Annotated in this window: 13 protein-coding genes, 1 riboswitch and 1 other annotated feature; of the genes, 12 read left to right on the top strand and 1 reads right to left on the bottom strand. The window is 38.5% G+C overall.

Features of this window, described 5'->3' with window-relative positions; all coding sequences use genetic code 11:
• The first annotated feature begins 3 nt into the window (after positions 1–3).
• The 5 genes from MKX57_RS17720 to MKX57_RS17700 all read left to right on the top strand — a co-directional run bounded on the left by MKX57_RS17720 (position 4) and on the right by MKX57_RS17700 (position 6,750).
• Entirely contained in the window at positions 4–981 is a 978-nt protein-coding gene (locus MKX57_RS17720; RefSeq protein WP_008179173.1) for an electron transfer flavoprotein subunit alpha/FixB family protein, read from the top strand.
• 152 nt (positions 982–1,133) lie between these two features.
• Positions 1,134–1,366 (top strand) — a binding site (T-box leader).
• A gap of 95 nt (positions 1,367–1,461) precedes the next feature.
• Entirely contained in the window at positions 1,462–2,772 is a 1,311-nt protein-coding gene (locus MKX57_RS17715) for an amino acid permease (protein WP_043990579.1), read from the top strand.
• Positions 2,773–2,899: 127 nt separating this feature from the next.
• Positions 2,900–3,211 carry a thioredoxin gene (trxA, locus tag MKX57_RS17710; RefSeq protein WP_008179170.1) on the top strand — a complete coding sequence of 104 codons (312 nt, stop codon included), beginning with the start codon at positions 2,900–2,902 and terminating at the stop codon, positions 3,209–3,211.
• Between the two features lie 119 nt (positions 3,212–3,330).
• Positions 3,331–5,121, top strand: coding sequence for an excinuclease ABC subunit UvrC (gene uvrC, locus MKX57_RS17705; RefSeq protein ID WP_008179169.1), 1,791 nt, complete (start codon positions 3,331–3,333; stop codon positions 5,119–5,121).
• A gap of 92 nt (positions 5,122–5,213) precedes the next feature.
• Positions 5,214–5,392: riboswitch (Lysine riboswitch) on the top strand.
• A 131-nt stretch (positions 5,393–5,523) separates the two neighbouring features.
• Complete coding sequence (locus tag MKX57_RS17700) at positions 5,524–6,750, top strand: aspartate kinase (RefSeq protein ID WP_096365032.1); 1,227 nt, start codon at positions 5,524–5,526, stop codon at positions 6,748–6,750.
• Positions 6,751–6,840: 90 nt separating this feature from the next.
• On the opposite strand, the gene MKX57_RS17695 is transcribed toward MKX57_RS17700, so the two are convergent.
• Positions 6,841–7,275: a YslB family protein gene (locus tag MKX57_RS17695; RefSeq protein ID WP_008179166.1), complete on the bottom strand. Its 435-nt coding sequence runs from the start codon at positions 7,273–7,275 to the stop codon at positions 6,841–6,843.
• Positions 7,276–7,547: 272 nt separating this feature from the next.
• Between MKX57_RS17695 and MKX57_RS17690 the strand changes: the two genes are divergently transcribed.
• The 7 genes from MKX57_RS17690 (at position 7,548) to racE (ending at position 13,219) form a co-directional block, all read left to right on the top strand.
• Positions 7,548–8,156 (top strand): succinate dehydrogenase cytochrome b558 subunit, encoded by a 609-nt coding sequence (locus MKX57_RS17690; protein WP_008179164.1) that lies wholly within the window; start codon positions 7,548–7,550, stop codon positions 8,154–8,156.
• A gap of 65 nt (positions 8,157–8,221) precedes the next feature.
• On the top strand, positions 8,222–9,976 hold the full coding sequence (gene sdhA, locus MKX57_RS17685) for a succinate dehydrogenase flavoprotein subunit (protein WP_008179162.1): 1,755 nt from the start codon (positions 8,222–8,224) through the stop codon (positions 9,974–9,976).
• 5 nt (positions 9,977–9,981) lie between these two features.
• Complete coding sequence (gene sdhB / locus MKX57_RS17680) at positions 9,982–10,761, top strand: succinate dehydrogenase iron-sulfur subunit (protein WP_008179159.1); 780 nt, start codon at positions 9,982–9,984, stop codon at positions 10,759–10,761.
• A 248-nt stretch (positions 10,762–11,009) separates the two neighbouring features.
• Positions 11,010–11,474, top strand: coding sequence for a thioesterase family protein (locus MKX57_RS17675; protein ID WP_008179157.1), 465 nt, complete (start codon positions 11,010–11,012; stop codon positions 11,472–11,474).
• A 188-nt stretch (positions 11,475–11,662) separates the two neighbouring features.
• On the top strand, positions 11,663–11,884 hold the full coding sequence (locus tag MKX57_RS17670; RefSeq protein ID WP_004226437.1) for a LuxR C-terminal-related transcriptional regulator: 222 nt from the start codon (positions 11,663–11,665) through the stop codon (positions 11,882–11,884).
• Positions 11,885–11,958: 74 nt separating this feature from the next.
• Positions 11,959–12,411 carry a MarR family transcriptional regulator gene (locus tag MKX57_RS17665; protein ID WP_008179154.1) on the top strand — a complete coding sequence of 151 codons (453 nt, stop codon included), beginning with the start codon at positions 11,959–11,961 and terminating at the stop codon, positions 12,409–12,411.
• A gap of 10 nt (positions 12,412–12,421) precedes the next feature.
• The gene (gene racE, locus MKX57_RS17660; protein ID WP_008179152.1) at positions 12,422–13,219 is read left to right on the top strand and encodes a glutamate racemase; all 798 of its coding nucleotides are present in this window, start codon (positions 12,422–12,424) and stop codon (positions 13,217–13,219) included.
• Positions 13,220–13,308 lie beyond the last annotated feature (89 nt).

Below are 13,308 nucleotides of genomic sequence, written 5' to 3'. Positions count from 1 at the left end.
GCTATGTCAAAAAAAGTATTAGTATTAAGTGAAGTTCGTGAAGGAAGCTTACGTAATGTTTCTTTCGAAGCAATTGCAGCTGCAAAACAAATCGCTGATGGTGGCGAGGTTGTAGGGGTACTTTTAGGGGATGCTGTAGCAAATTTAACAGGTCCATTATTTGAATACGGTGCTGATCGAGTTGTAACGGTGGAACACCCACATTTAAAACAATATACATCTGATGGCTATAGTCAAGCACTACTAGCTGTTATTGAGCAAGAAAAGCCAGCTGGCATTGTCTTTGGCCATACGGCAAATGGGAAAGATTTATCGCCAAAAATTGCAAGTAAATTACAAGCAGGTTTAGTATCTGATGTTACTACAATTGAAGGCGCAGGCGATGATGTTGTATTCATCCGACCAATCTACTCGGGTAAAGCTTTTGAAAAGGTGAAAGTAAAAGACGGAATTGTATTAGCATCTATTCGTCCAAATAACATTGCACCTTTAGAAAAAGTTGATGGTAAAACAGGAGATGTTTCGGCAGTTACTGTAGAAATTACAAACCTTCGCACAATTATTAAAGAGGTTGTTCGTAAATCTTCAGAAGGTGTTGACTTATCAGAGGCAAAAGTAGTAGTTGCTGGTGGCCGTGGTGTAAAATCTGAAGAAGGATTTGAGCCACTAAAAGAGCTTGCAGATTTACTAGGTGGTGCAGTAGGAGCATCACGTGGTGCATGTGATGCTGAGTATTGTGACTATTCACTGCAAATTGGTCAAACTGGTAAGGTTGTAACGCCTGATCTTTATATTGCTGCTGGTATTTCAGGGGCTATTCAGCATTTAGCAGGAATGTCAAACTCTAAAGTCATTGTTGCTATCAATAAAGATCCTGAAGCAAATATTTTCAAAGTAGCCGATTATGGAATCGTTGGAGATTTATTTGAAGTAGTTCCGCTTCTAATTGAGGAATTTAAGGCTTTAAAAGTGAATGCATAAAGGTTATTGCAGGAAGGGATGAGCCTTCCTGCTTTTTTCATTTTCTAAGCAAGTAACTGCTATTTGAAAATTATCGCAAAATAAAATATTGACATACCTAACAGTTGCGATTATAGTGTTGAATAATCATTAAATTTACAATCATAATGTTTTTAAACGCAAAGATTAGGAGTAGTAAAAGCTCATTATTCGGTAAAGAGAGCTGCGGGTTGGTGCAACGCAGACCAATAAGACTTTGAACTTGCCTAGGAGTGGTAAGATAAATGGAATTGTCTGATTATTCTATTTGTTTGACGATTAACCTTCGTTACAAGGTTTTAAGTTGGGTTCATATTGAGCCAATTAGAGTGGTACCGCGGTTTGCTTATGGCATATCGTCTCTTCTTTCATTTGATGATGAAGGAACAGACGGTATGCCTTTTTTGATTTTTAGGAGGTAGGAAAGTGGAAAAGAACAATCAGCAACAATTAAAACGAACAATGACCTCGCGTCACATTACGATGATGGCATTAGGTGGTGCTATTGGCGCAGGATTATTTAAAGGAAGTAGTGCAGCCATCGATATGGCAGGTCCATCAGTGCTCATAGCCTATTTATTAGGGGGCATTATTTTACTATTTGTTATGCAAGGTCTTGCAGAAATGGCAGTCCGCAATAAAGAGGCAAGAACGTTTAGAGATTTAGTTGAATCCGTTTTAGGTAAATATCCAGCTTATTTTTTAGACTGGATTTATTGGAAGATGTGGGTATTAAATATTGCTGCCGAATCTGTAGTGGCCGCTATTTTTATTCAATATTGGCTGCCTGAATATCCAATTTGGATATTGGCGTTATCTGTCTCGGTGCTAGTGACAGCTATTAATCTGTTATCTGTGAAGATTTTTGCTGAAACGGAATATTGGCTAGCATTGATTAAAATTACAGTTATTATTGTATTTATTATTGCAGGACTCATTTTATTGCTTGTCTCATTTGGTCATCATAGTGCTGTAGGTTTCTCTAACTTAACTTCTCACGGTGGTTTTTTCCCAAATGGATCAATGGGATTGATTGCAGCTATGCTTGTGGTGATCTATTCCTATGGTGGAACGGAAATCATAGGGATTACATTAGCTGAAACAAAAAATCCTGAAAAGGTAGTCCCAAAAGCTGTGCGCAGTACATTAATCCGAATTGTTACTTTCTATTTACTGCCATTCTTTATTATTGTTAGTTTGATTCCTTGGAATGAAGTGAATGGAGTACCAGAAAGTCCATTTGTCATGGTATTTAAAATGATCGGAATTCCTGGCGCGGATCATATTATGAATGCTGTCGTTTTACTTGCCATTATTTCTTCGATGAATTCGGGCCTTTATGGTTCATCCCGTGTACTTTATACGCAAGCGGTAGACGGTCGTGTCCCTAAAATATTTGCTCAATTATCCAAAAGAAATGTTCCCGTATATGCGATTTTGATGTGTACTTTAGCATTGTATGTAGGTGTCATCTTTTCGTTATATGCTGGAAGCAAGACGTTTGATTTTCTAATGGGGTCACTTGGATATACTGTATTATTTATTTGGTTAATTATTGCAATAGCCCATTTAAAATCAAGAAAAAAACAGTCATCCAACTCAAGTGTGTATGAAGTGAAATGGTACCCTTATACTACTTGGATAGCGATTATTGCGTTGAGTACGATCTTAATTGGTATTATTTTTACCACTTCAATAATCGTGACAGGTATTACTTTAGCAATCTACATTTTCATTACGTTAACTTATTTATGGAAAGGCCGTCATCAATAGAATTAATCGATAGCATTTAATTTTTCAACACGGATTTTCATAAAAAATACATTACAGGCAGATTGTTCGCTCAAGTGAATTTATCCATGCTATACTACAATCATAGTAAGTTTAAGGAGGATTTCAAATGGCAATTGTACATGCAACAGATGCTACGTTCCAAAGCGATATTAAAGAAGGGTTAGTATTAGTGGACTTTTGGGCTGCTTGGTGCGGACCTTGTAAAATGATTGGGCCAGTTCTTGAAGAAATGGACGCTGCAGGTAGTGCGGCTAAAATTGTAAAAGTTGACGTAGATAATAACCAAGGTACTGCTGCTGAGTATCAAATCATGTCAATCCCATCATTATTATTATTTAAAGATGGAGAATTAGTTGACAAAACTGTAGGCTTCCAACCGAAAGAAGCTTTAGAAGCATTTATCGCAAAACATGCGTAATGAATGAAGTTCACAAAAGCCGGACCATCAATTGATGTGTTCGGCTTTTTTTCGTTATATAATAAGGAAAGATAAAAATGATTCATTGAGGGGAATCTTACGTAGGGGGCAGGTAGGTAATGAACGATTTAATCAAGCGTAAACTGGATATTCTACCAGACCAGCCTGGCTGCTATTTGATGAAAGATCGACAGGGGACAATTATATATGTCGGTAAAGCGAAGGTACTGAAAAATCGTGTTCGTTCTTATTTTACAGGAACACATGAAGGTAAAACGCAAAGACTTGTAAGCGAAATAGAAGATTTTGAGTATATCGTGACATCATCGAATATTGAAGCACTCATTTTAGAGCTGAATCTCATCAAACTGCATGATCCAAAATACAATGTCATGTTAACAGATGATAAGACGTATCCATATTTAAAAATTACGAATGAAAAACATCCTCGTCTAATTACGACACGTAAAGTAAAAAAGGATAAGGCTAAATATTTTGGACCGTATCCCAATGCCTATGCGGCAAGTGAAACAAAGAAGCTGTTGGACCGTTTATATCCACTACGAAAATGTGTGCAGCTACCTTCAAAAGTTTGTTTGTATTATCATATGGGTCAATGTATAGCACCTTGTGTGAAACAAATTGATGGTCATGTTTACCAGGAAATGATTGAGGATATGACGAAGTTTCTTAACGGCGGTGTGGAGGCAGTCAAAAAGGAGCTTGAAATAAAAATGCTTGCGGCTGCCGAAAACTTAGAGTTTGAACGAGCTAAGGAGTTTCGTGATCAAATCGCCCATATTGATACAGTTATGCAGAAGCAAAAAATAGTATCAAGTGACACTACTAACCGTGATATCTTTGGCTATGCTGTGGAAAAAGGATGGATGTGTGTTCAGGTTTTCTTCGTTCGGCAAGGTAAACTGATCGAGCGAGATGTTTCTATTTTCCCGATCTATCAAGACGCAGAGGAAGAGTTCCTAACATTTGTGGGACGGTTTTATGAAAAACCAGAACATATTAAGCCAAAAGAAGTTTTTATTCCACAAGCAATTGATGGTGCCATTTTAACGGAATTGTTAGGTATCAAAGTTCTTACGCCAAAACGAGGTCAAAAAAAGGAGTTGGTAGATTTAGCGACGAAAAATGCTGAAATTGCAGTGTCCGCTAAATTCCAACTTATTGAACGACAGGAAGAACGTACTATTGGTGCATGCGAGGCACTTGGTGATGCAATGGGCATAACGACACCATTACGAATTGAAGCTTTTGATAATAGTCATATGCATGGAACAGACGCCGTATCTGCAATGGTTGTTTTTATTGATGGCAAACCCGCCAAAAAGGAATATCGCAAATATAAAACCCGTACAGCAGCCAAGCATGATGATTATGGTGCTATGCAAGAGGTAATCCGTCGACGCTATATTCGTGTTTTGAAGGAAGGTCTTCCATTACCAGATTTAGTGCTAATTGATGGTGGTAAAGGTCAAATGGAAGTTGCGCGTGAAGTATTAGAGGATGAATTAGGACTAGTTATACCTATTGCTGGTTTAGCAAAGGATGACAAGCATAATACATCCCAGCTATTGTTTGGTGATCCGCCAGAGGTCATTGCCTTAAAACGTACAAGTGACGGTTTTTATTTATTACAACGAATACAAGATGAAGTCCATCGTTTTGCGATTACCTTCTTGCGTCAACAGCATGAAAAGCATGCTATACAGTCTGTTCTGGATCAAATCGAAGGTGTCGGTCCAAAACGAAAACAGCAGTTACTGAAACACTTTGGTTCCGTGAAGAAAATACGGGAGGCTAGTGAGCTAGCTTTACAGGAAGCTGGGATGCCAGCTAATTTAGCAAATCATATTTATGCCTATTTTCAGCAGGAGACATTGTCAAAGGAATAGACATATGCTAAGGTTGTAAATAACATTATGATCCAATGTTATTAGCCCACTTGCTATATGAGGGCGGAAAAATTTAATATAATCACTTTTAAGGTGATGATAGAGGTGCAAGATTCAAAAGTAGCGCAAAAGAGGATGAACAAATCCTAAGACATTGCGTGAAAGGGGACCTTGCCGAAGTACAGCATTGTTGTTTCCGCTGTTGTACTGGTTTTGCATTTAAAAAATGTAAGACTGTCGATTCTAAACGTTTCGGAGAGCTATCACACATGCGCAAGTTTCGTTATTGTACATGTTATAGGCAGCTTTCACGTTTTGTGAAGGCTGCCTTTTTAGTTTTCTAGAGGCTGTTTTACACCTCATTTTAGGTGAATTACATGACTGGAAAGGAGAACAAAAGAAATGTCTAGAATAGTAATGAAATTTGGAGGGGCTGCTTTAGCATCGCCCGAACAAATTCAAGAGGCTGCACGAAAAGCAATTGCTGAAAGAGATAGAGGATTCGATGTGGTAGTAGTAGTTGGTGCGATGAGACAAACGATACAGGATGTGAAAATGAGCGTACTTCATTTCACGGATGATGTGTCAAAACGTGAATTAGATGCAGTTGTATCTTCATGCTCTCAGTTATCAAGCTCCGTATTTGCCATTGCAATACAAGAAGCTGGCTATAATGCGGTGTCACTAACAGGCTGGCAGGCTGGCATTTCCACGGATCATATGCATAGTCATGCAAGGATCAATCATATCGATGTTAGCCGTATTGATGAACATTTGCTGCAAGGACAAATCGTCGTTATTGCTGGAGATCAAGGCATTGACAATGACCAAAATATAACAACGCTTGGGAAAGGTGGAACCGAAACGACAGCCGTTGCACTTGCTGTTGCATTAGATGCTGATCGGACAGACATTTACACGAATGTTGATGGTGTGTATACAGCAGATCCACGCTTTGTTGTAAAGGCACAAAAACTACAGGAAATTTCCTATGATGAAATGTTAGAGATAGCACATTTAGGATCACACATCATTCATCCACGTGCAGTGGAGTTAGCTAAAAAGTTCCAAATGCCAGTGATCATACGCTCTAGTTTAGTGGAGTCAGTAGGTACTTTATTGAAGGAGGAAGTAGAGATGGAGAAAAATTTAGTAGTGCGTGGTGTTGCCTTTGAATCAGATGTTATTCGTTTAACAATTGGGTATGATGCTTATTCACATGCTTCATTAGCGGATATATTTTCAACTCTTGCTGAAAATCGCATCAACGTGGATATCATTGTTCAAGCAATCATTGATGGATTAAAACCAACTGTGTCCTTTTCGATTTTGAAAGAAGAATTTGCAGAAGCTTTACGTGTTTTAGAGGATAGTAAAGTATCACTTGGCTTTAGCTTTGCTGATTTCGAAATTGGATTGGCGAAAGTTTCGATAGTTGGCTCCGGTATGGTTTCGAATCCAGGTGTCGCTGCTCGCATGTTCGATCGTTTACGTCGTGAGAATATCCCTGTGAAGATGGTGAGCACCTCAGAAATTAAAGTGTCTGTTGTAGTACCACAGGATGAAATGATTCGTGCAGCAAATGCATTGCATGATGAATTTAATTTAGAGCAGGCTCTTTACATATAATAATAGAAGAAACAGCATTTTCTGTAATTGCCCGAAATAAAAGGAAGGATTGTCATCCCGTTTATTGAATGGGGAGACAATCCTTTTTTGTTACTCTGTTGGAATCGTATGCATAATTCGTTCCTTCACGTCCCATTTGACTGTAAACATAACGTAATGTTGCTTTTCACGTTTTTCATCATAACATTCTGTTAAATAGCCTTTAGCTAGCTGAATCTGTTCAGCTATAAATCCTGCTTCAAGTCTGAAGCTGCGTTGTTTGATTTGCAAGATTTCAGGGTCGTTTGTCAACTGGAAAATACGTCCGTCCTTCGATTCTTTCATTAGCTCTAATGTACCCCAACAGGCATCTGCGAAAAATGCGATTAGTTCGTCTTGACTTTTACATGGAAACTTGCGCGCAAGCTCTTTACCTGCCCAATAAAGGACATCATCCTCATGTTTACCGAGTATAGAAGATAGAATATGATCGCGAATGATCTCATAACCAAAGGATGAGATTGTAGGAGATGGAGTGTTTAACATTGTTATCCTTCTTTCTTAGAATTTTCTTATAATTTAGCGTTAATAAAGTAATGGTAGATTTTTCGAGAAAAAACGACGCATTATGCACTAGATTAGTTCTTTAATAAGCTCTATGAAAAACTCCGAGTTGCCTTGACGCTCGTAGCTCTTGAGAGTACAATAAACATGTCATAATATTGTACCATGATGAAATACACAGTCAATGAAGTATCATTTACAAAATGATGACTTCTTTTGTTGTGCTATTTTAAGTACTAAGGGGGGTAACAGTCTTGTCGAAAGATCGAGAGTTTTTATGGCGTCGCTTACATTCTCTACTTGGGATCATTCCAGTAGGTCTGTTTTTAACGATGCACCTGTTCATTAACTTTACAGCAACAGGCGGGGCAGATAGTTATAACGATGCTACCGCAGTAATGGAAAAGATTCCATTCCTTATCCTAGTTGAATGGATTGTCATCTATATTCCATTGATGTTCCATGCATTTTATGGAGTGTTCATTGCATTCACTGCTTCACCAAACACAGGACGTTTCAGCACATACCGTAACTGGATGTTCTCATTACAACGTTTCACTGGTGTATTCCTAGTGATTTTCATTGCATGGCATATTTTCCAAACTCGTATTCAAAAAGCACTTGGAACACACGTTGATTACGACATGATGGCGAATATTGTTGCTAATCCATTCATGCTTGGGTTCTACATTGTTGGTATTTTATCAGCAACTTTCCACTTATCTAACGGTTTATGGGCATTCCTAGTAAGCTGGGGTATTGTACAATCTCCTCAGTCTCAAAAGATTGCTACTTACGTAACAAACATCATTTTCGTAATTCTAAGTGTAGTTGGTGTGGCTGCTATTTTAGCTTTCGTATAATTCAATAGAGCTACGATAGAGCACATGCAATCATTGCAATTTTTTAAGAGGAGTGAGAAATAATCATGGCGAAAAGCAAAGTAATTGTTGTCGGCGGTGGTCTTGCCGGTCTGATGGCAACGATTAAAGCAGCTGAAGTTGGTACTGAAGTTGATTTATTCTCATTAGTTCCTGTAAAACGCTCACACTCTGTTTGTGCGCAGGGCGGAATTAATGGTGCAGTAAATACAAAAGGTGAAGGGGATTCTCCATGGATCCACTTTGATGATACAGTATATGGTGGGGACTTCTTAGCGAACCAACCACCAGTTAAGGGTATGTGTGATGCAGCACCTGGCATTATCCATTTAATGGACCGTATGGGTGTTATGTTCAACCGTACACCAGAAGGATTATTAGATTTCCGTCGTTTTGGCGGTACTTTAATGCACCGTACAGCTTTCTCTGGTGCAACAACTGGTCAACAATTACTATATGCGCTTGATGAGCAAGTTCGTTCTCATGAAGTAGCTGGTTTAGTAAATAAATATGAGCACTGGGAATTCCTTGGTGTTATTATCGATGAAGACGGCGTGTGCCGTGGTATCGTAGCGCAAGATATGCGTACAGAAGAAATTAAATCATTCCGTGCAGACGCTGTTATTATGGCGACTGGTGGCCCTGGTATTATTTTCGGTAAAACAACAAACTCTGTTATTAACACAGGTTCTGCTGCTTCTATCGTTTACCAACAAGGTGCTTCATATGCGAATGGTGAGTTCATCCAAATTCACCCTACAGCGATTCCTGGAGATGACAAAAACCGTCTAATGTCAGAATCAGCTCGTGGTGAAGGTGGTCGTATTTGGACTTATAAAGACGGTAAACCTTGGTACTTCTTAGAAGAAAAATACCCAGCTTACGGTAACTTAGTGCCACGTGATATTGCAACACGTGAAATTTTCGACGTTTGTGTAAACCAAAAACTTGGTATCAATGGCGAGAACATGGTATACCTAGATCTTTCTCATAAAGATCCACATGAGTTGGACGTTAAACTTGGTGGAATCATCGAAATCTACGAAAAATTCGTAGGAGATGACCCACGTAAATTACCTATGAAAATTTTCCCAGCAGTTCACTATTCAATGGGTGGATTATGGGTTGACTACAACCAAATGACTGAAATTCCTGGTCTATTTGCAGCAGGTGAATGTGATTACTCTCAACACGGCGCAAACCGTCTTGGTGCGAACTCATTATTATCTGCTATCTATGGCGGTATGGTTGCAGGACCAAACGCAGTAGATTATGTAAAACATCTTAAAAAGCATGCAGAAGATATTCCACAAGAGATTTACGATGCTCGCGTAACAGAAGAACAAGCGAAATGGGATGCTATCATGAAAATGGAAGGCACAGAAAACGCTTACTTACTGCATAAAGAGCTTGGTGAAATGATGACTGCTACAATGACTGTAGTACGTTACAATGATCAGCTTGAAGATACATTGAAAAAACTTGATGACCTTACTGAGCGTTGGAACAACATCAACATCAACGATACGCAAAAATGGAGTAATCAAGGCGCTCACTTTACACGTCAGCTTAAAAATATGTTAGTGCTTGCGAAAGTAATGACAAAAGGTGCATTATTACGTAATGAATCTCGTGGTGCGCACTATAAACCTGATTTCCCTAACCGTGATGACGAGCAATTCTTGAAAACAACAATGGCGAAGTTTGACCCAACTACTGGTAATCCAATCATCACGTACCAAGAAGTCGACGTTTCTTTAATCCCACCACGTAAACGCGACTACTCTGCGAAAGGAGACTAAAAGTTATGCAAATCGCAGCTAATACTGGAAGAATGGTTAAAGTTGAAATCTTACGTCAAGATACACAGGGCGGAAATAGCTACTGGCAAAAATTCCAAGTGCCTTACCGTCATGGTATGAACGTAATTTCTATTTTAATGGAAATTCAAAAAAATCCTGTTACTGAAAATGGTGAAAATACTTCGCCAGTATCATGGGATATGAACTGTTTAGAAGAAGTTTGTGGTGCATGTTCAATGGTTATTAATGGCCGTCCACGTCAATCATGTTCAACACTTGTTGACCAATTGACTGAGCCAATTAAATTAGAGCCAATGAAAACATTCCCTGTTATTCGTGACTTACAAGTTGACCGTGAACGTATGTTCAACGCGCTTAAAAAAGTGAAAGCATGGGTACCGATCGACGGTACTTATGATTTAGGTGAAGGTCCACGTATGCCAGAAGGTAAACGTCAATGGGCTTATGAATTATCTAAATGTATGACTTGTGGTGTATGTATGGAAGCATGTCCAAACGTGTCTGAAAAAGCTTCATTCATCGGGCCAGCTCCATTATCACAAGTACGTCTTTTCAACACTCACCCAACTGGTGCAATGATTAAAGATGAACGTTTAAATGCTATTATGGGCGATGGTGGCCTTGCAAACTGTGGTAACTCTCAAAACTGTGTTGCTGCATGTCCAAAAGGTATTCCTTTAACAACATCAATCGCTTCATTAAACCGTGCTACTACAGTGCAAATGTTCCGTAACTTCTTCGGTTCTGACCACTTCGTAGACTAATCGGACAAGCTGACTCCCTTACACTTAGTGTGAGGGAGTTTTTTATTGTGATATAAACATAGTTAGCATAGTTCAAGGAAAAACCATACTATAGAAAGAAAAGAGATGTAGCAATAAAATAAGGGAATTTTGGTTTTTCCTATGATAATATAGCATTTTCTTTTATAATGAATTTGTATTCATTATTTATGGGCTGTCTGAACCAAACTAAAAAAGATGGCCAATTAATTATAGGGGATGGTGCTAATATGAAAGCAAGTTATATTGAAGACTTCCAAGAGTGGGAAAAGGGTTTTTCCTTTTATAGTGAGGCACGAGTACGATTTTCAGAAACAGATATGTATGGACATATGAATAATACGGTAAGCTTTACATATTTTGAACAGGCAAGAATTGATTATTTCCGACATGTAGGTATTTTAATGCCATCTGTAGCTGATGAGAATGTAAAGAGTATACCGATTGTAGCAGATTTACAATGTGATTATGTAAAGCAGGTTTTCTTTGATGACGTGCTACGAATTTACACTAAAATAGCGAAAGTTGGAAGTTCATCAATGGATATTCATTATTTAGCAAAAAATCAAAGGGATGAAGTGTGCTTCACAGGTCGAGGAACAATTGTGCAAATGGACCCTCGAACAGGTAAAAGTGTACCGATTTCTAAAGAAGAAAGAGCGCACTTGATTAGTTTGGAAATTATCCCTCATTAAGTGAGTAGGGCTATTGCATAAATAATTATGAGAATAGTAGGAATTATGTTTTACATAAAATTTATGAAAATGTCGAAGCAATTTCCGAAATTTTTAAGGAAACATGTAATAATCATGCAAATAGCCGTCACCGCTTCAAGCCCCTTAACATAAGTTACAATACGTGCGGGGGAGGAGGGTGTAACTGAATGAATGGCTCTCATCATCGTTCTCTATTAACGAACCGAGAACGTGAAATATTTGCGCTTTTATTAGCTGAAAAAACAACGAGAGATATTGCAGAGCAGCTTGGTATTAGTGAAAAAACAGTGCGAAATCACATTTCCAATACAATTCAAAAGCTAGGTGTAACAAATCGATCTCAGGCGTTAATTGAGCTGTTACGCTTAGAAGAATTTAAATTAGACTAATGGACACTTGCTATTTCGTGAAAAAAACGACAAAATAGAACTATTCAACGTATTTTTAGGAGTGAAATAGTTATATGTCGGATGAAGTAACAAAACACTCACCTGAAACCGTTGCAACGGTTGAAAAGGAATTACGCTATATAGCGGCCATCGTGAAGCAAAAGGGAAGAGAAATTGTTTCCGACTATGCGATTACGCCGCCACAATTTGTTGCATTACAGTGGTTAGAAGAGCTTGGTGATATTACAATTGGCGAATTATCAAACCGTTTATATTTAGCTTTTAGCACGACAACAGATTTAGTGGACCGGATGGAGAAAAATGAATTAGTCAAGCGTATGCGTGATGAAAATGACCGCCGTGTCGTTGTTGTTCATCTTCTCGAAAAGGGCGAACGTATTATTCAAGAGGTTATAGAAAAAAGACAGCAATATTTGCAAGAGATGCTTGTAGGTTTTGATGAGCAAGAAGTCGCGCAATTATCAAGCTACCTAGAAAAACTACATGTACACATGAAACAGGATTGAGGCGGAAAGTATGAATGCCCCGATAGGCGTTATTGATTCAGGAGTAGGCGGGTTAACCGTAGCAAAAGAAATTATGAAGCGATTGCCAAACGAAACGATTTATTATATTGGCGATACAGCAAGATGTCCATATGGTCCAAGAAGCCGTCAGGAAGTACGGAACTTCACTTGGCAAATGGCGAAAGCGCTAGAAAAAATGAATGTTAAGATGCTCGTTATTGCTTGTAATACAGCGACTGCAGTAGCACTCGAAAGTTTACAAAGAAATATGCCTTTTCCGGTACTAGGCGTTATAAATGCTGGCGCACGTGCAGCTGTAAAGAAAACGAAGCGACATGAAGTCGTTGTGCTTGCAACAGAAGGAACAATTAAAAGTGGTGCATATGAAGAGGCCTTACTGTCACTTAATACGTCAACACATATTATTCCACTAGCCTGTCCAACTTTCGTTCCACTTGTAGAAAGTGGCGAATATAAAGGTGAATTTGCGACGAAGTTAATAGCAGAAGGCTTAAAGCCGTTGAAAAATCAACAATTTGATACGGTTATTTTAGGGTGTACACATTACCCTATTCTACAAAAACAAATTGAAGCTGTCGTAGGAGATGAAGTGAATGTTTTATCTTCTGCGGAAGAAACAGCAAAGGATGTTCAAGAAATGCTAGCTTATAATGGCACTTTAGCAAATGCAAATACAGTGCCTGCTCATAAATTTTTTGCAACTGGTTCTGTTCCAATTTTCCGTTCAATCGCTGAAAATTGGTTGGAGCAAGGTACTCTCGACATAAAACGCATTACATTAAAATAAAAAATCAGCTTAGCAATGGGCTAGGCTGATTTTTGCCGTTTTCAGCATTTTACATAATCATTGAGTACTTTTTTGAAGAAATAAATTAT

This window comes from Lysinibacillus sp. FSL M8-0216 (genome assembly GCF_038595555.1).
Lineage (GTDB): Bacteria > Bacillota > Bacilli > Bacillales_A > Planococcaceae > Lysinibacillus > Lysinibacillus fusiformis.
Note: the sequence above shows the minus strand (reverse complement) of the source record. Positions and strands in the feature narration are given on the sequence as shown.

Bases quoted from the DNA above. Each gene is read 5' to 3' on its own strand.
- MKX57_RS17720 (WP_008179173.1), top strand. From the start codon at position 4: ATGTCAAAAAAAGTATTAGTATTAAGTGAAGTTCGTGAAGGAAGCTTA.
- MKX57_RS17665 (WP_008179154.1), top strand. From the start codon at position 11,959: ATGTCGGATGAAGTAACAAAACACTCACCTGAAACCGTTGCAACGGTT.
- racE (WP_008179152.1), top strand. From the start codon at position 12,422: ATGAATGCCCCGATAGGCGTTATTGATTCAGGAGTAGGCGGGTTAACC.
- sdhB (WP_008179159.1), top strand. From the start codon at position 9,982: ATGCAAATCGCAGCTAATACTGGAAGAATGGTTAAAGTTGAAATCTTA.
- MKX57_RS17700 (WP_096365032.1), top strand. From the start codon at position 5,524: ATGTCTAGAATAGTAATGAAATTTGGAGGGGCTGCTTTAGCATCGCCC.
- uvrC (WP_008179169.1), top strand. From the start codon at position 3,331: ATGAACGATTTAATCAAGCGTAAACTGGATATTCTACCAGACCAGCCT.
- sdhA (WP_008179162.1), top strand. From the start codon at position 8,222: ATGGCGAAAAGCAAAGTAATTGTTGTCGGCGGTGGTCTTGCCGGTCTG.
- MKX57_RS17675 (WP_008179157.1), top strand. From the start codon at position 11,010: ATGAAAGCAAGTTATATTGAAGACTTCCAAGAGTGGGAAAAGGGTTTT.
- trxA (WP_008179170.1), top strand. From the start codon at position 2,900: ATGGCAATTGTACATGCAACAGATGCTACGTTCCAAAGCGATATTAAA.
- MKX57_RS17670 (WP_004226437.1), top strand. From the start codon at position 11,663: ATGAATGGCTCTCATCATCGTTCTCTATTAACGAACCGAGAACGTGAA.
- MKX57_RS17695 (WP_008179166.1), bottom strand. From the start codon at position 7,275: ATGTTAAACACTCCATCTCCTACAATCTCATCCTTTGGTTATGAGATC.
- MKX57_RS17715 (WP_043990579.1), top strand. From the start codon at position 1,462: ATGACCTCGCGTCACATTACGATGATGGCATTAGGTGGTGCTATTGGC.